The sequence below is a fragment of the Longimicrobiaceae bacterium genome (genome assembly GCA_035696245.1).
Taxonomy (GTDB): domain Bacteria; phylum Gemmatimonadota; class Gemmatimonadetes; order Longimicrobiales; family Longimicrobiaceae; genus DASRQW01.
In genome coordinates, this window is the sequence record DASRQW010000431.1 from 16,549 (window position 1) to 34,251 (window position 17,703).

General features: G+C 71.4%; 13 protein-coding genes. 9 read left to right on the forward strand and 4 right to left on the reverse strand.

Going from position 1 to position 17,703, the window contains the following annotated elements:
• The first annotated feature begins 196 nt into the window (after positions 1–196).
• From VFE05_19365 to VFE05_19400, 8 genes are all read left to right on the forward strand, one after another.
• Positions 197–1,774, forward strand: coding sequence for an amidohydrolase (locus VFE05_19365; GenBank protein HET6232242.1), 1,578 nt, complete (start codon positions 197–199; stop codon positions 1,772–1,774).
• A gap of 479 nt (positions 1,775–2,253) precedes the next feature.
• Positions 2,254–3,015 (forward strand): NAD-dependent deacylase, encoded by a 762-nt coding sequence (locus tag VFE05_19370; GenBank protein HET6232243.1) that lies wholly within the window; start codon positions 2,254–2,256, stop codon positions 3,013–3,015.
• Between the two features lie 151 nt (positions 3,016–3,166).
• Positions 3,167–4,585: a pyruvate kinase gene (gene pyk / locus VFE05_19375; protein HET6232244.1), complete on the forward strand. Its 1,419-nt coding sequence runs from the start codon at positions 3,167–3,169 to the stop codon at positions 4,583–4,585.
• A gap of 48 nt (positions 4,586–4,633) precedes the next feature.
• A complete protein-coding gene (locus tag VFE05_19380; GenBank protein HET6232245.1) occupies positions 4,634–5,419 on the forward strand; it encodes an MBL fold metallo-hydrolase in 786 nt (261 codons plus the stop codon).
• 288 nt (positions 5,420–5,707) lie between these two features.
• On the forward strand, positions 5,708–7,123 hold the full coding sequence (locus tag VFE05_19385) for a glucose-6-phosphate isomerase (GenBank protein ID HET6232246.1): 1,416 nt from the start codon (positions 5,708–5,710) through the stop codon (positions 7,121–7,123).
• Complete coding sequence (locus VFE05_19390) at positions 7,120–8,040, forward strand: diacylglycerol kinase family protein (protein HET6232247.1); 921 nt, start codon at positions 7,120–7,122, stop codon at positions 8,038–8,040. The genes VFE05_19385 and VFE05_19390 overlap by 4 nt, the downstream gene beginning before the upstream one ends.
• 93 nt (positions 8,041–8,133) lie before the next feature.
• Complete coding sequence (locus VFE05_19395) at positions 8,134–8,430, forward strand: hypothetical protein (GenBank protein HET6232248.1); 297 nt, start codon at positions 8,134–8,136, stop codon at positions 8,428–8,430.
• A gap of 258 nt (positions 8,431–8,688) precedes the next feature.
• A complete protein-coding gene (locus VFE05_19400) occupies positions 8,689–8,991 on the forward strand; it encodes a hypothetical protein (GenBank protein HET6232249.1) in 303 nt (100 codons plus the stop codon).
• Positions 8,992–9,074: 83 nt separating this feature from the next.
• On the opposite strand, the gene VFE05_19405 is transcribed toward VFE05_19400, so the two are convergent.
• The 4 genes from VFE05_19405 to VFE05_19420 all read right to left on the reverse strand — a co-directional run bounded on the left by VFE05_19405 (position 9,075) and on the right by VFE05_19420 (position 14,172).
• Positions 9,075–10,406, reverse strand: a complete 1,332-nt coding sequence (locus VFE05_19405; GenBank protein HET6232250.1) for a lanthionine synthetase LanC family protein — start codon at positions 10,404–10,406, stop codon at positions 9,075–9,077.
• Positions 10,396–11,400 (reverse strand): T3SS effector HopA1 family protein, encoded by a 1,005-nt coding sequence (locus VFE05_19410; protein HET6232251.1) that lies wholly within the window; start codon positions 11,398–11,400, stop codon positions 10,396–10,398. Before VFE05_19410 ends, VFE05_19405 begins: the two co-directional genes overlap by 11 nt.
• Positions 11,397–12,509 (reverse strand): phosphotransferase, encoded by a 1,113-nt coding sequence (locus VFE05_19415; protein HET6232252.1) that lies wholly within the window; start codon positions 12,507–12,509, stop codon positions 11,397–11,399. The genes VFE05_19410 and VFE05_19415 overlap by 4 nt, the downstream gene beginning before the upstream one ends.
• Positions 12,510–12,708: 199 nt before the next feature.
• Positions 12,709–14,172: a hypothetical protein gene (locus VFE05_19420; GenBank protein ID HET6232253.1), complete on the reverse strand. Its 1,464-nt coding sequence runs from the start codon at positions 14,170–14,172 to the stop codon at positions 12,709–12,711.
• Positions 14,173–14,948: 776 nt separating this feature from the next.
• Between VFE05_19420 and uvrA the strand changes: the two genes are divergently transcribed.
• Positions 14,949–17,703 (forward strand): excinuclease ABC subunit UvrA (gene uvrA, locus VFE05_19425; protein ID HET6232254.1); only part of this gene is annotated, 2,755 nt, incomplete at its 3' end.

Here is a 17,703-nt window from a genome sequence, read left to right on the forward strand (position 1 = left end):
TCGCCCAGGCAGGTAAACCCGCGGAGCTACGACGGCGCGAAGCCCGCCGTCTCGGGTTGCTGCCGCGGTGAGATCGCGGATGGTGATTGCACCGCTGCCGTGGAGGACGGCTGCGCATCGGCGGGATTGCCGCGGGGCGGGGAGGGGCGCATCTTCCGCGGCTTACCACATCTCACGAAACGGAAGGACGCGGCGGATGGCGCAGCATCTACAGGCGGACCTGATCGTCGTCGCTCGGCGCATCCACGTGCTGGGCACGCACGCGCCGGTGGAGGCGTTGCTCGTGCGCGGCGGGCGGGTGGCCGCAGTCGGCACGGAGGCGGAAGTGCGGGCGGCGGCACTCCCCGGCGCGCGCATGGAGCACATGGGGGACGCGACCGTGACGCCCGGGCTCACGGACGCGCACGTGCACCTGTCCACGTGGGCGCTCGCGCGGAGGCGCGTGGACCTGAACGCCGCGCGCACGCTGGCGGACGGCGTTGAAGCGGTCCGCGCCTTCGCCTCCGCGGGCGACGGGTGGGTGCGCGGGCTGGGCTGGGACGTGCACCGCTGGGGCGGGCTGCCCACGCGCGAGGCGCTGGACGCCGTCTGTCCCACCCGGCCGGTCTACCTTGAGAGTCACGACATTCACGCGGCGTGGCTCAATACCGAGGCGTTGCGTCGATGCGGCATCACCGCGGCGACGGCCGATCCCGAAGGCGGCGAGATCGTCCGCGACGCGGCGACCGGCGAGCCGACGGGCGTGCTGAAGGAGAACGCGATGCGGCTGGCCGCCCCGCATCTCCCGGACGCGGGCGCGGCGGAGATCCGCGAGGCGCTGCTGGATGCGCAGTGCGAGGCGCACCGGCTGGGGCTCACCGGCGTGCACTCGGTGGAGCGCGACGGGCTGGCGGATTTCACCGCGCTGCTCAACGATGGCCTGCTGCGCCTGCGCGTCCTGCAGACGGTCGCGCTGGACCGGCTGGACGCGGCCATCGAGCTGGGGCTGCGGAGCGGCCTGGGCGGCGAGTGGATCCGCCATGGCGGCGTGAAGATGTTTCTGGACGGCGCGCTGGGCTCGCGCACCGCGTGGCTGCGCGAGCCGTACGAGGGCACGGCGGACGAGCGCGGCATCCAGACGCTGCCCACCGACGAGTTCCGCGAGACGGTGCGCCGCGCGGCCGAGGCGGGCATCGCATCCACCGTGCACGCCATCGGCGATGCGGCGGTGGCGTCGGCGCTGGAGGTGCTCGGCTCCGCGCCACGCGTGGGGGCGATGCCGCACCGCATCGAGCACGTGCAGCTCTGCCCGCCGGACCTGTGGGAACGGGCGGCGCGCTCCGGCATCGTCGCGTCGATGCAGCCCGTGCATCTCCTGACCGACATCCCCGCGGCGGAGCGGCACTGGGGGCACGAGCGGTCGCGCGGCGCATATCCGTTCTCGCATCTGCTGGGCGGCGGGATGACGCTTGCGTTCGGCTCGGACGTGCCGGTGGAGACGTGCGATCCGCGGCCGGGCCTGTTCGCGGCCGTGAAGCGCGTAGGCTGGGACGGCGAGCCGGCGGAGCAGTGGTGGCCGGAGAACGCGCTTTCGGCGGAAGATGCGCTCCGCGCCTACACCGAGGGCCCCGCGATCGCATCCGGCGAGGAGGACCGCCGCGGCCGCCTGCTCCCCGGCTACGACGCCGACCTCGTCGCCTGGAACACCGACCCGCTCGCCTGCTCGCCCGACCAGCTTCGCGAGATGAACTGCACGTTCACGATGGTTTCGGGCGAGGTCGTGCACCGGGTGTAGATGCGCGGTGGGCAGCGCATCTCCCATCGCCGGACGATCTCCCTGCGCTTCGGAAGTTGTGTCGCCGGGGCGGACGCCGGTCTATGAAACCACCGGCTCCGAACTGCGGCCGTCCTTGCGGACGAGGCTCCACGCTGGCCGAGATTTCCACCCCAATGCCGATGCGCCACTGTTTTGATGCTGCGTCGCGCTTCATCGCATGTGCAGCGAGGATGCCGGTCCGCAGGACCTTCGCAGTTCATAGCCGGGTGTTTTATACGCCCGGCGGTTGCAGCGTGCTTGTTCGCTGCGGATCGCCGGAGAAGCCCGTGCGGAGAGCCCGCCGGTGGTATAAAACCACCGGCTGAGAACTGCGGTCGTCCTTCGGACGAAAGATTCCGCGCGCGTCTGCCGGTGTCGCTCGTGCGAGATTTTCGAGAAGCGCTTCGGCACTCGAGCCGAGTGGATGGTCGCTGTGAATCGGCGGATGAGGAGGGGCGATGACGACGGAGGGGCTGGACCGGGCGGCGGAGTGGATCGCGAGGGCGGAGCGGGTGGTGGTGTCCACGGGCGCGGGGATGTCGCGGGAGAGCGGCATCCCGACGTTCCGCGACGCGATGGAGGGGCTGTGGGCGCAGTACGATCCGCAGGAGCTGGCGACGGAGGCGGGCTTCCGCGCGAACCCGCGGCGGGTGTGGAGCTGGTACGCGCACCGGCGGCGGCAGATCGAGAAGTGCGAGCCGCACGCGGGGCACTACGCGCTGGCGGAGATGGCGCCGCTGGTCCCGCATCTCACGCTCGGCACGCAGAATGTGGACGGCCTACACGCGCGCGCCGGATCGCCGGACGTTATCGAGCTTCACGGCAACATCACGCGCGCGAAGTGCCTGGACCACGGCCACCCGTTCGCCGGCCCGCTCTCGTCCGAGGCGGAGGACGAGGACCCGCCGCCGTGCCCTGTCTGCGGGTCGCCGCTGCGGCCGGACGTCGTCTGGTTCGGCGAGATGCTCCCGGAGGGCGGGCTGGAGCGGGCGCGCGCGGAATCCGAGCGCTGCGGCGTGATCCTCGTGGTCGGCACGTCCGGCACCGTCTGGCCCGCGGCCGAGCTGCCGTACGTCGCGCAGGCGGCCGGCGCGCGCATCGTGGAGATCAATCCGGAGCCCAGCGAGGTAACCGCCGCGGCGGACCTTTTCGTGCAGGCTCCCGCGGGCGTGGCGCTGCCCGCGCTGCTCGCCCGGCTACGCGAGGCGCGCGACGGGTGACCGGCGGGCGCTGGGTTCGGGCACGGGCCCTTGCCACCGCCGCCGCGCGCGGCCCAATTTGCCGTTCGTCCGGACACGCGGACCGCCCTGCGCGGGCCCGCTGCCTGCCCGGAACCCGTTCGAAGCACAGCCGTTTCCTGCTCTGGTACCGATGAACCGACGCACCAAGATCGTCTGCACGCTGGGTCCCTCGTCCTGGTCTCCCGAACGCATCGACGCGCTGATCGCCGCCGGGATGGACGTGGCGCGCATCAACTTCTCGCACGGCGAGCTGGAGCGGCACGCCGAGACCATCCGCAACGTGCGCGAGGCCGCCGTCCGCGCCGGCCGCCCCATCGCCGTGCTCGGCGACCTGCAGGGCCCCAAGATCCGCGTGGGCGTCCTTCCCGAGCCCGTCACGCTGGAGCCCGGCGACGCCGTGGTCTTCGCGCCCGAGGGCGAGCACACCGGCACCGAGCTGCCCACCACCTTCCACGAGCTGTCGCAGGACGTGGACGTAGGCGACGTCGTCCTCCTCGCCGACGGGCTGATGGAGCTGATCGTGGAGGACGTGCAGGCGCCGCGGGTGAAGATGCGCGTGATCCACGGCGGCATCCTCACCAGCAACAAGGGCATCAACCTGCCCGGCGTGCGCGTGAGCGTGCCGTCGCTCACCGCCAAGGACCTGCGCGACCTGGACTTCGCGCTGGAGCAGGGGGTGGACTACATCGCCCTCTCCTTCGTCCGCGCCGCCGAGGACGTGCTGGACCTGGTGCACCGCATCCCCCCCGGCGGCCCGCTGGTCGTCGTCAAAGTCGAGAAGGGGCTCGCGCTCGACAATCTCCAGCCCATCCTCAACGCCAGCGCGGCGGCGATGGTGGCGCGCGGCGACCTGGGCGTGGAGCTGCCGTTCGAGCGCGTGCCGCTGGCGCAGAAGCGGATGATCCAACTCGCCAACCTCTCCAGCCGGCCGGTGATCACGGCCACGCAGATGCTGGAGAGCATGATCGAGAACCCGCGCCCCACGCGCGCCGAGGCGTCGGACGTGGCGAACGCGATCATCGACGGCACCGACGCGGTGATGCTCTCGGCGGAGACGGCAACGGGCAAGTTCCCCGTTCAGGCCGTGCAGTCGATGGTGCGCATCGCCCAGGAGATCGAGGACTCCCACATCCTGGAGGCGGGGCCGCACTACGACATCCCCATCGAGCGTTCGGAAGACGGCACCACGCCCACCGAGCGCGCCATTGCCGGCGCGGTGGTGGAGGCCGTCCGCCGCCTCAACGCGCCGCTCATCCTCACCTTCACCAGCAGCGGCTCGACGGCGCGCGTCGTCTCCTCCTTCCGCCCGCCGGTGCCGATCCTGGCGCTGGCCGACTCGCAGCGCACGTGCAACCAGCTCGCGCTGGTGTGGGGCGTGATCCCCGTGCTGTGCTCGGAAGAGGCGACTTTCGAGGAGATGCTGGAGTGCGGGCGGGAGACGGCGGTGAAGCTGGGGCTGGCGAAGAAGGGCGACCGCGTGGTGCTCACCGCCGGCCTGCCCATGCACGTGGCCGGCACCACCAACCTGCTGCGCGTAGAGGAGCTGTGAGCGCAGCGGCCGCGCGCGGGCCCCGCGGCTGACGCGCGCGCGGCGGCGATGAGGCTGCGCTTCCTGGGCACGGGCACGTCGTTCGGCATCCCCGTCATCGGCTGCCCGTGCGCCGTGTGCCACTCGGCCGACGAGCGAGACCGGCGCACCCGCCACGCGGCGCTGCTGGAGGATGGCGGACGCCGCCTGCTGGTGGACACGCCGCCCGAGCTTCGGCTGCAACTCCTCGCAGCGGGAGTGGGCGACGTGGACGCCGTCTGGTACACCCATTGCCACGCCGACCACGTGCACGGGGTGGACGACCTGCGCGCCTTCTCCATCCGGCGCACGACGGCGCTGCCGGTGTACGCGTCGGCGTCGTGCGTGCGGTCGCTGGAGTCGCGCTTCGACTACGTGTTCGACCCGTCGATCCGCCCCATCGAGGGCACCAGCAAGCCCGAGGCGGAGCTGCGCGCCTTCCACGCGTACCAACCCCTCGACGTCGCCGGCTTCCGCATGCTGCCGCTGCCGGTGCCGCACGGGCACGTGGAGGCGTACGGGTTCCGCGTGGGCGGCCTCGGCTACGTCACCGACGCCAAGTCGCTGCCGGAGGCGACGATCGCCGCGCTGGAAGGGGTGGACGTGCTGGTGCTGAACGCGCTGTGGTACGGCGACCCGCACCCCACGCACTTCACGATCGAGGAAGCGGTGGAGGCCGCCCAGCGCATCGGCGCGCGCGCGACGTACCTCACGCACCTCACCCACCGCGTGGGCCACCGCGAGCTGGAGGACAAGCTCCCGGCGGGCATCCACCCCGCGTACGACGGGCTGCTGGTGGAGATCGGGGAGGGCTGAGGCGGGGGCCCTCACCTGGCTCGTTCCTCGCCTGTCCTCTCCCGCAAGCGGGAGAAGAAACGAAGCCGTTGGTGCCATTCCGGAGCAGCGTTGCGCGATTCGCAACGGCCTGCGCCCGGGGCCGGCGGTCGAGACGGCGTCCACGGACACGCGGCCTCCGCCAAACCGCGTTGAGCTTCGCGCACATGGCCTCCGCCCGCCTGGAACAGGCTCCCCTCCCCCAGGCAGTTTTGGGGGAGGGGCTGGGGGAGGGGGCCCGCCTTACATCCACTCCGAGAGGCATCGCCCATGGCTGGCAGCGATTCGATCGTCCTGGACTACAACAACATGCTGGCGCCGCGGCTGGGCGGCGGGCACGGCGTGGACCCGGCCGACTTCGCGGGGATGGCGGAGCGCTTCAAGGCCGCGCACGCGGATGCGGAGACGCGCCGCCAGGCGGGCGAGCTGGGCTTCTTCGAGCTGGTGGAGGGCGGCGAAACGCTGCGGTCGATCCAGCAGTTCGCCGAGGGGCCGGGGCAGGCGTTCAGCACCATCGTGGTGCTCGGTATCGGCGGGAGCGCGCTGGGGACGATCGCGCTGCGGACGGCGCTGCTGGACCCGTACTGGAACGAGCTGGACGACGAGGGGCGCGACTTCTTCCCCCGTCTCTACGTCCTGGACAACATCGACCCGGCGACCTTCGCGGCGTTCCTCAAGCGCATCGACCTGGCGAAGACGCTCTTCAACGTGGTCTCCAAGTCCGGCGGCACGGCCGAGACGATGAGCCAGTACCTCATCATCCGCGACCTGCTGGAGGCCCAGCTCGGCGAGCACTATCGCGGCCACCTCCTCTTCACCACCGATCCCGAGAAGGGCGTCCTCCGCCAGATCGCGAAGGCGGAGGGCATCGCCACGCTGCCCATCCCCGGCAACGTGGGCGGCCGCTTCTCCGTCCTCTCCGCCGTGGGCCTGCTGCCTGCGGCGATGGTGGGCATCGACGTTGGCGAGCTGCTCGCGGGCGCCAAGGCGATGGCGGAGCGCTGCGCGACGGACGACCTGGCGAAGAACCCCGCCGGTGCCTACGCCGCGCTCCAGTACTTGGCGGACACGAAGGCCAGGGCGCCCATTCACGTGATGATGCCGTACTCGGACCGCCTGCGCGACGTGGCGGACTGGTTCCGGCAGCTGTGGGCGGAGAGCCTGGGCAAGGCGAAAGGCCGCGACGGCGCCGACGTGCACGTGGGCCCCACGCCGGTCAAGTCGCTGGGCGCGACCGACCAGCACTCGCAGGTGCAGCTGTACGTGGAAGGCCCGTTCGACAAGACGATCACCTTCCTCTGCGAGCGCGATGGCGGCGACGACGTGCCGATTCCGTCGCGCTACCCGGAGCACGGAGAGCTCAGCTACCTGGGCGGCCACTCGCTCGGCGAGCTGCTTCGCACCGAGATGCTGGCGACCGAGGCGGCGCTGGCGAAGCGCGGACGGATGAGCATGACGCTGGAGATCCCGGCGGTGGACGCCCGGTCGCTGGGCGCCCTCTTCTTCCTGCTGGAGGCGGCCACGGTGTACGCGGGCCACTTCTACGGCATCGACGCCATGGACCAGCCGGGCGTGGAGCTGGGCAAGCAGCTCACGTACGGCATCATGGGCCGCCCCGGCTTCGACGAAGCCAAGCAGGAGTGGGAAGGCCGCGAGCCCAAGCGGGAAGACTGGACGATCCGTTGAGCCTGGACGGAAACCCGTACGCCGGGCGGCATCTCGTCGTCCTGAACCCGGCGGCCGGCCAGCAGGACCCGGCCCGCGTGCGCCGCCAGCTAGGCGGCGCATTCGCCGTTCGGGGGGCCGCGTTCGATATCGTGGAGACGGCGGGGCAGGGAGATGCGGAGCGGTTCGCCCGCCGCGGCGCGGAGCTGGGCTACCGCGCGGTGGTCGCCGTCGGCGGCGACGGCACGGTGGGCGAGGTCATCACCGGGCTGGCGGGCACGGATGTGCCCCTGGCGCTGGTGCCGCGCGGCACCGGCAACCAGGTCGCGCACAACCTGGGCATCCCGCGCGCTCTGGACGCGGCGGTGGAGGTCGCCGTCAACGGCCGGCCCGTGCCGTTGGACGTGGGGCAGCTGGACGACGGGCGCTACTTCGCGCTTGCGGCCGGCGCCGGGCTGGACGCGGAGGTCATCGCCGCCGCCACGCGCAAGATGAAGGACCGCTGGGGCTTCGGTGCCTACCTGCTCGCCGGCCTTCGCGTGGGCGTCGTGCCGCGCCCGGCGCTCTACCGCATCACGGCGGACGACGAGACGCTGGAGGTGGAGGCGTCGATGGTGCTGGCGGCGAACGTGGGGCAGTTCGTGTCGCCGTACTTCCCCGTGGGCGTGAGCATCGGGCCCGCGGTGTCGTTCAGCGACGGGCTGCTCGACGTGTGCATCTTCGCGCCGCGCACGGTCACCGACATGGCGGGCGTCCTCTGGCGCGTCGCCAGCGGCCGCTACGCCGGCGACGACCGCATGATCTACCTGCAAGCCCGCGAGGTCCGCATCGAGTCCGATCCCCCCGTCGTCACCCAGGTCGACGGCGAGCTCGTCGGCCAGACCCCGCTCGTCGCGAGGGCGATTGCGGCGGGTGCGTACGTACTGGTACCGCGGTAGGCGAGCGGGAGCCAGGCGTTGACCGCGATAGGAGGGCTTCCCGACGGTCGAACTCGCGTCAGACGCCGGAATTTCAGCCCAAGGAGCAGGCAGATGGATGGTGCGAGGAAAGGCTACCTGGCTGTGCTCGCACTGGCGGTCGGGTTCGGCACCTGGCTCGCGGCGTGGCTGGTGACGGCGCTGCGCCGGGGTGAGGATGCGGTGCCCGTCATCGCATTCGTCGCGTTGCTGGTGTTCATGCTGTTCATCGCGCGCCAGGCGTACCGCGCATTCCGCCACGGTCCTGCTTCGGTGGATTGGAACTCGCGGACGGCGCTGGTGATTCGATGGAGCTGCTTCGCGTGTGTGGCGGCCACGTTCGTGTGGGCTCACTGGACGGCGCGTCGGTGAGAGGGACGGGGGAGATCGAGGTAGATGCAGCGATGATTCGATACGGCGGTTGATGACGTGCAGAGGCGGGGGATACCGGCCGACCGGCTTCCCCCGCCTCTACGTTGTAGATGCTCGATGTCGATCCGACGATGGGTCGCGCACGACCGCGCGGCCCTGTCGTGACTGGTCCGGCGGAGGTATGGTACGTCTGTCCCCCACAGTCCTACCAGCGCTCTCCTCCGAGCAGCCCCATCCCCACCAACCCGCGAGGACCCGATGACCCAGTTCTGGACGCGGACGCGACGGTTCCTGGCGGTGCTGTGGCTCGGCGCCGCGGTGATGGAGGCGGTGGTGCTCGAGCTGGCGAGACGCACCAACGACTCGTGGGTGCTCCTGCTCGGACTCGCCCTCCTCGTCATCCCCATCGTGGCGACGAGCCGGACCTCCAAGTGGTTCGGCCGCGTGCCGCGCAAGCGGTGGGCGCGCCACGACTTGGAGGACGCCCGCGCAAGCCTCCCGTCCGTCGCGCCGCCGCTCGCGAGCGCGCCTGCCCGAGGCGCCGAACGGCGCCCCGACTGATCCTGACGACGCCCCGAATCGCAGAACACGATTCGGGGCGTCGTACTCCATCTTCGACATCTCTGCAGACGAGACGGAGACCGTCAGTCCGCGCCGACGAGCTCGCCCGGTTGCGCGTTCCATCTCCCCGGCATCTTCCTCGGCTCCGCTCGCTTTCCCGGCTCGATAACGAGCACGGGGGCGGCGTTTCGTGCGTCGTGGAGGCGGAGGTAGAAGTAGCCGATCCCGGCCAGGCCGATCATCAGCCCGGGCGTCTCGCCGCCGTTGGGGACTCCGCACGGCCAGGGGGCGTCCGGCGCGAGGTAGCGGTTGATGCCCATCCAGCCCACGCGCTCGGCGGCGGTGCGCGAGGCGGCATCGCCCAGCACCGACGCAGCCTGGATCAGCAGGTCCGCGTTCCCCGCATCTCCGTGGCAGAGGGAGAAGCCGGTGCCGCCGTTCGCCTCCGCCCCGGCCAGGCCGGAGGCGGTCGTGCGCAGCGCCGCTTCGGCTTCGTGGCGGTAGATGGCATCGCCCGTCAGCTCGTACGCGCGCAGGCGGCTGAGGCCGATGCCCGGCGCGCCGTGGCACCACGCGACGCCGTACGAAGGCGGCGTGGGCGCACCGTCCGGTCCCGCGCCGAAGATGCGGAAGTCCGGCCAGTTGCCGTGCTGCGGGCTGAACCATCGCCGCTCGTAGCGGAATCCCTCCTCCGCCTCCGCGCGGAAACACGCCTCCCCGGTCGCGTGCGCCAGCTCCAGCAGCGACAGCGCGATGCCCGCCGCGCCGTGCGAGTAGCCGGTGAGGTCGTGGTGCGTCGCCATCTCCAGCGTGCGCCACGACGTCCCGTGCTCGCCTCGCTTCGCCAGCGAGAGCAGGAAGTCTCCGTGCCGAACTGCCGCATCCGCCAGCGCATCGTCGCCAAAACGAGCGTGGAGGTCGAGCAGGGCGGGGATGACGCCGGCGCTTCCGGAGATGACATCCACCGCGGAAGGATGCATCGGCACCTCCGCCGTCTCCAGCGCGACGGTGCGCGCGTGGTCGGTCCACTCGTCCGCCGCGAGCGCATCTCCCGAAACCGCAAGCGAGTACGCGATGCCCGCAAGGCCGGAGTGCAGCGCCGCGCGCGTCTCCGGCGGCAGCGCGTCCCGGCGCGAGAGCGCGTGCCGCAGCGCGCCCTCCGCGGCGGTGCGGAACGGCCGCTCGCCCGTGAGCGCGTGCAGGCGTGCGAGGAAGAGCGCGATGCCGCTGGTCCCGTCGTACAGCGTTGGACCGAGCGCGCGGTGGACGATGGCCCACGCGCCGGCGGAAGGATCGGGCGTGTCGCCCACCCAGTTGCAGCGGCGCCCGTCCCAGATGGCGTCGCGGCACAGGCGCGCGCCGATGGCGGCGGCTGCGTCCAGGAAGGCGCCGGGCGTGGCGGGATCAGGCGTCATGGCCGGGCACCTCGTAGCGATGGGGCGAGCCAGGGTTCAGGTACGGGTGCTCCAGGTCGATGCCGGCGCGGCCGAAGTGCGCGGCGACCTCGGCCATCCGCGCGCCGTCGTCCGCCAGGCCGCGGCCGTGGGCGCTCCACAGCCCTTCCGCCAGCGTCTTGCACCGCGCCATCCCGAAGCTCTCCCCCGTCTGCGGGTCTTCCGCCAGGCCCACGCCGGGCGCGATCCGCCGCGTGAAGAGCGGCACGTCGTCGCCGACCGAGGCGCCCATCTCCGCCCGCACCTCCATCGCCAGCTCGGCGGAGAGGCGATAGTAACGGCGCGAGACGTACAGCACCGCCGCGTCGGACCGCGGGAAGAGCGAGCGGTGGGTGAGCACCTTGAAGCGGAACGGGATTCCGTAGCGGTTGAGCCGCGTCACCAGGTTCGCCAGGAGCGCGGGCGCGCCCTCCGGCGTGACGCTCCAGTACAGGCGGACGACGTGCCGGTCCGCGCTGCCGTCCCCGCCCGCATCTCCGAACGCGTAGTAGAAGCCGGGCTGGAGCCACTGCGCCTCGGCCGGGCGGAAAAGGCTGGCGCGCATCCCCACCCGCGGCGGCACGCCGGGCCCATCGAGCGTGACGAACTCGCCCGGCCACAGGAAGCGCGACGTGGCGTGGCGTTTGGCGACCACCTGGCCCGAGGGCAGCGTCTGCGCGATCTCCCAGCCCTCCTCCCACCGCGCACGGCGCGGATTCGCGGCCACGAGCGCGGGAAGCAGGTCGTCGTCCGCCCTCGCGGGCGCGGGCGGCGGTGGGGCAGTGCCCGTGAACGGCTGCACGTACGCGAAGCGGTACAGCGCGTCGCGCAGGGCGGGGATCACGGGCGGCTCGGTGGCGGGTGCAGCCGGCGGCGGCGCGTCGAAGCGCTGCCCGGCCACGTGGAAGGCCGTGGGCGAGAGCACCCGGACGCCGCGGACCACGGCGGCGATGCGCTCGGCGTGCGTGGCGGTCATGCGGCCATCCTCGCGTCGATGCCCAGCAGGTGCACCACCGCGTCGTCCGGGCGGGCGAGGACGTTAAGGCTCACCTGGAGCACCGCGGCCATCTGCGGGCTCATGCGTTCGTGGCCGCTCGTCCACTCCCACGCCGTCTGGATCATCCGTGCGGCGGCGTAGCGGATGCTGCGCGCCATCAGCTCTTCCGCCTCCGTCCGCCCGGCGCCGCGGGTGCGGACGTACGCCTGCCAGAAGGTGCGCATCGCCGGCTGCATGCGCTCCACGGGGAGGTGCGCGCGGGCGATCAGCGTCTCGGCCGCGGCGCCGTCCATGGGCATCGACAGGATCCACGCGCAGAGGTACGCCTGGAAGAGCGAGCCCACGTCCCAGCACGGGTCGCCCACGTCCGCCAGCTCCCAGTCCACGATGCGCAGGTCAGGCAACCCGTCGTCGGTAGATGGGGGGAGGACGATGCAGTTCTCCCACTTCATGTCGCCGTGCACCAGCGCCTCGTGCCGCCACCCTGTGCGGATCGCGTCCAGCGCGCGCCCGAAGTCCGGGTGGCTCTCCAGGATGCCAAGCATCTGCCGGATGCCGGCGCTCACCGGCCCGAACAGCGAAGGGTTGTGGAAGTGGACCGAGAGGATCCACGGCGGCTGGCGGGGGAAGATGGAGTCGATTCCCGCGGCGGCGCCCCGGCCCGCCTCGCGGTGGTAGGTGCCCAGCATGGTGCCCAGCCGCGTCGCCATCTCCAGCGGGAAGCGGCCGTGGCGGTGGTGGTACTCCGACAGGTTCTCGCGTCCCGGAAGCAGCTCCAGCACCAGCACCTGCGCCGTTTCGTCCCACAGGCGGTCGCGGGGGAGCAGGCCGCCCAGCGCGGCGTACGCCGGCTCGGTGCGCGCCAGCCGGTAGCACGCCGCCTCGCGCCGGATGGTCTCGGCCGAGTACGGCGTCCAGTCCTGCGCCTGCTTCACGAACAGCCCGGTGCCGTCGCCCAGCGTCACGCGGAAGTTGCGGTTGCGGCGCGTGAGGTCGTGCACCGCGTAGCCGCCGTCCACCACGGCCGCGGGCGTGACCAGCCCGTGCTCCATGAGGAAGTGGACGAGGTTGTGCTTGGAGAGGATCATCGCGTGTTTCTGCGGGGAGCGCGCTTGGGGACACCGCACCAGGACGAAGGTACGTCCCGCCGCCACGCGGCGACAGGACGTACCCGTGCTTCACCGACATCAACCCGCCCGGCCTGGCGCGGGCCTAGTACGACGTGCATCCGCGGGACGAGCCCGGGTGTGGAACCCCGAGCTCGCCCGCGAACGCACGATTACGACCTCACTGCCCGTGCGGAGTGCACGTGCTGCTCGACGGGCACCCCGGCATGTGCGTGTGCGGCGTGCACGTGGAGGTGTTCGGGCAGCCGATGCCCGTGCTGCCCTGATGCCCGCCACCGCCCTGGGGCGTGCACGTGCTCGACGACGGACAGCCGAGCATGTGCGTCTGCGGCGTGCAGGTGCTGCTCGACGGGCAGCCCGGGTTGTGAGTCTGCGGCGTGCAGGTCGACGTGTTCGGGCAGCCGAGCCCCGTGTTCGCCTGCTGCGCGCCGCCGTGCGGCGTGCACGTGGACGTGTTGGGGCAACCCATCGCGTGCGTCTGGGGCGTGCACGTGCTGGACGACGGGCAGCCCAGCATGTGCGTCTGCGGGGTGCAGGTGGACGTGTTCGGGCAGCCGAAGCCCGTCGCCCCCGCGGACAGCTCCTGCGCACCGCCGCCGTGCTGCGCGCCGCACGAGAGCGTCTGCGGCGTGCAGGAGATGGTGTTCGGGCAGCCGACGCCCGCCGTGGCCGGCTGGCAGCCCAGCCAGCCGGTCACGCCGATGGGATGGCAGCCCTGCCAACCCGTCACGCCCACCGGATGCTGCTGGCCGCAACCCTGCCAGCCGGTTACGCCGATCGGCCCCTGCTGGCCGCAACCCTGCCAGCCCGTGACGCCTACCGGCTGCTGCTGGCCACAGCCCTGCCAGCCGGTGACACCGATCGGTTGTCCGCAGCCCTGCCAGCCGGTGACGCCGACGTTCCCCGCGCCGCCCACGCAGCCGGCCGCGGTGCTGCACCCGATCTGCGTCCAGATGGTGGGGTGGATGGTCTGGTGGCAGAGCTGGGTGCACACCGTGGCCGCCGTGCCCTGCGGGTGGCAGCCGAACTGGGTACACACCGTCGCCGCGGTGCTCTGCGCTCCCTGCGCCTGCGCCGCACCCGCGCCGGGGTGGCACTGGATGGACGGGCACATGAAGAAGGTGATGGGCACGCACGCGCCCGGCTGCGTGGGAGCCGGCCCGGTGGGCGTGCCGCCCACACCCGCCCCGATGCCCGGCGCGTTGCCGCCGCCGCCCGGCTGGGCGTGCTCGCGGAAGATGGGGCCCTCGAAGAAGCCCGCCTTCTGCTTCTGCCCGTCGTTGCCGTGCACCACCTCCGCGTCCTTGCGCGCCCAGATGAAGTGCCCGCCCAGCGGCGACGCGTCGCTCGGCAGCGGCTCGCTGTGGAGGATCGAGTCGTCCGGCACGTCCATGAAGTTGCGCAGCGTGGCGTCGGAGTACACACGCGTGTGGCCCTGCTCCGGCGAGTCGCCCACGTGGCCCACCAGCAGCACCACGTCGCCCGGGTCGCCGTTCTTGCCTGCGCGCCCCAACGTGGAGAGGAAGGGGTCGCGCGGCACCTTCGCGCCACCGCTGCGCGGCTGTGCACCGCCGCTGCCCTGCCCGCCGCCGGCCTGTCCGCCGCCGCCCGTTTCGTCTGCCATGGTTCTCGTCCCTCGTGGTGATGGGTGTGCGCCGCGCCCTGGATGGAGGGGCGTGGCGTGGTCCAGAAAGCCTTTCGGCCGGGGCCCGTGGAGTAAGGCGCCCCAGGGGAGTGCGGGCAAGCGGTGTACCGAAAACAATCTGTTTACGTCATCAAGTGTAGGTGGAGTGCTGGCGCCGGTTTGTGCTACTTGAGCCTGGAGCAGGTAATCTTCTTGGCTTCTGCGTTCGGGGCATGGAAGGTACGCATTGGGACACGAAGTCTACACTGCGCTGCATCGACAGAGAACATTTGGGGTGCAGAGAATATCGCCGGAGCTGCTTGCATCAATGCAGGAACGTTCGTCTCCGCTAGCCACAGATCCCCGGCTCTGCATCGCCCGTAAGTAGACATCGGGTGAATCGCACGGGTGGGTGTCCTCACCCGTGTGCCTCTACGTCGTTTCCATGTCTGCGGACATGAGTCGACCGAGCCCGTTTACGCCAGACCGGATACAGCGCGCAGAACACTGGTTCCTCTCGGCTGCCCCCGATCCTCGGCTGCTGGATCCTCTGACCGTCGGCTGTCACCGAAGCGGGTGTTCGGCAGATGTGCAGCGTGCGCGTGAGGGGGCAGGGTAGATGCGGGTCGGGCGAGGGTCGGCGGATGGGCGAGGGAGCGTTCGGATCGCGGAGGATTGAGGGCGATCGGTGGCGAGATTCGCCGGGTGATGCGGCTCTGCGGCGCGGGCGCGGTGCGGCGGTTGAAACCGGGGGCAAGATGCGGTATTCTTTCGGGATGGCCGAAGAAAACCTGATCGTGCGGGGTGCTCGCGAGCACAACCTGCAGAACGTGGATGTGGAGATCCCCCGCGACCGCCTGACCGTCATCACCGGTCTGAGCGGCAGCGGCAAGTCGTCGCTCGCCTTCGACACCATCTACGCCGAGGGGCAGCGGCGGTACGTCGAGTCCCTCTCGGCGTACGCCCGGCAGTTCCTGGGGATGATGGAGAAGCCCGACGTGGACTCCATCGAGGGCCTGTCGCCCGCCATCTCCATCGAGCAGAAGACCGCCGGGCGAAACCCGCGCTCCACGGTCGGCACGGTGACGGAGGTGTACGACTACCTGCGCCTGCTGTGGGCGCGCGTGGGCATCCCGCACTGTCCCACCTGCGGCAACCCCGTGGAGCGTCAGAGCGCGACCCAGATCGTGGACCGCGTCCTCTCTCTCCCCGAAGGCACGCGCATCGAAGTCCTCGCGCCGGTCGTGCGCGGGCGCAAGGGCGAGTTCCGCGAGCTGTTCGAGGAGTACCGGAAGAAGGGCTTCTCGCGCGTCCGCGTGGACGGGCAGATGCACATGCTGGAGAGCCCGCCCCCGCTCGCCAAGCGCGCGAACCACGACATCGCCATCTCCGTGGACCGCCTGGTCGCCCGCGCCGAGGACCGAACGCGCCTGGCGGACTCGGTGGAGACGGCGCTCCGCGCGGCCGAGGGCGTGGTGCAGGTGGACGTCTACCTCGACCCGGCCCAGCCGGAGACGCACCTCTACTCCGAGCACTACGCCTGCGCCACCTGCGGCGTGAACATCCCCGAGCTGGAGCCGCGGCAGTTCTCGTTCAACTCGCCGTTCGGCGCCTGCACGGCATGCGGCGGCCTGGGCACGCGCAAGGAGCCCAACCCCGAGCTGGTGCTGGCGGACCACTCGCTGTCGATCCTGGAAGGCGTCGTGCTGCCGTGGGGCGTGCCGCGGGGCCATCTCCGGTCCACCATCCTGGAAGGCCTCGCCACCGCGCTCGGCTTCACGCTGAACACGCCGTGGAACGAGCTGCCGGACGGCATCCGCGAGGTGCTGCTGCACGGCGCCTCGGCGCCCGAGGGCAAGCAGATCTCCAAGAAGCTCAAGTGGGTGGGCATCCTGGGCGACGTGGCGCAGCGCTATCGCGACTCCACCAGCGACTCGCTGCGGGAGACGCTGGAAGAGTACATGAGCACCCTGCCGTGCACCGCGTGCGGCGGCGCGCGCCTGCGTCCGGAGAGCCTGGCGGTGACCGTGGGCGGACGCTCCATCGGCCACGCCGTCGCGATGCCGGTGGCCGAGGCGCTGGACTTCTTCCGCCAGGTCGAATCGCTGCCGCACATCCCGCGTGACATCGCCGGGCCGATCCTGAAGGAGGTGACCGAGCGCCTGTCGTTCCTGGTGAACGTGGGCCTCGAGTACCTCACGATGGGCCGCTCGGCCGAGACCCTCTCGGGTGGGGAGGCCCAGCGCATCCGCCTGGCGACGCAGATCGGGTCGCGGCTGGTGGGCGTGCTGTACATCCTCGACGAGCCGTCCATCGGCCTGCACCAGCGCGACAACCAGCGGCTGCTGGAAACGCTGCAGCAGCTGCGCGACCTGGGCAACACGGTGCTGGTGGTGGAGCACGACGAGGACACCATCCGCGCGGCCGACCACGTGCTGGACCTGGGTCCGCGCGCCGGGCGCCACGGCGGCCGCATCGTGGCCGAAGGCACGCTGGACGACATCCTCGCGAGCGAGGAGTCGCTGACCGGCGCGTATCTGCGCGGCGAGCGCCGCATCGAGATCCCCGCCGAGCGCCGCGCCCCGCGCGAGGACCGGCGTATCGTGATCGAGGGCGCGCGCGAGCACAACCTGCGCAACCTCACCGTCGGCATCCCGCTGGGCTGCTTCGTGGCCGTCACCGGCGTCTCCGGCTCCGGCAAGTCCACGCTGGTCAACGACATCCTGTGGAGCGCGCTGGGACGCAAGTTCTACCGCGCGAAGACGGTGCCGGGCGTGCACGACCGCATCCGCGGGCTGGACCTGCTGGACAAGGTCGTAGACATCGACCAGTCGCCCATCGGGCGCACGCCGCGGTCGAACCCGGCCACGTACACGGGCCTCTTCACCATCATCCGCGAGCTGTTCGCCGAGCTGCCCGAGAGCAAGATGCGCGGCTACACGCCGGGCCGCTTCAGCTTCAACGTGAAGGGCGGGCGCTGCGAGGCGTGCCAGGGCGACGGACTGGTGAAGATCGAGATGCACTTCCTGCCCGACGTGTACGTGCCCTGCGACGTGTGCCGCGGCCGGCGTTACAACCGCGAGACGCTGGAGGTCTTCTACAAGGGCCACAGCATCGCCGACGTGCTGGAGCTGACGGTCGACGAGGCGCTGGAGCTGTTCGACGCCGTGCCGCGCCTCAAGCGGCACCTGTCCACGCTCTCGGACGTGGGCCTGGGCTACATCCACCTGGGGCAGGCCGCCACCACCCTCTCAGGGGGTGAGGCGCAGCGCGTGAAGCTGGCGAGCGAGCTGTCGAAGATCGCGACCGGACAGACCTTCTACATCCTCGACGAGCCCACCACGGGCCTGCACTTCGAGGACGTGCGCATGCTGCTGGACGTGCTGCACAAGCTGGTGGAGAAGGGCAACACCGTGCTGGTGATCGAGCACAACCTGGACGTGATCAAGACCGCGGACTGGGTCATCGACCTGGGCCCCGAGGGCGGCCCCGGCGGCGGCCGCGTCGTCGCCGAGGGCACCCCCGAGCAGG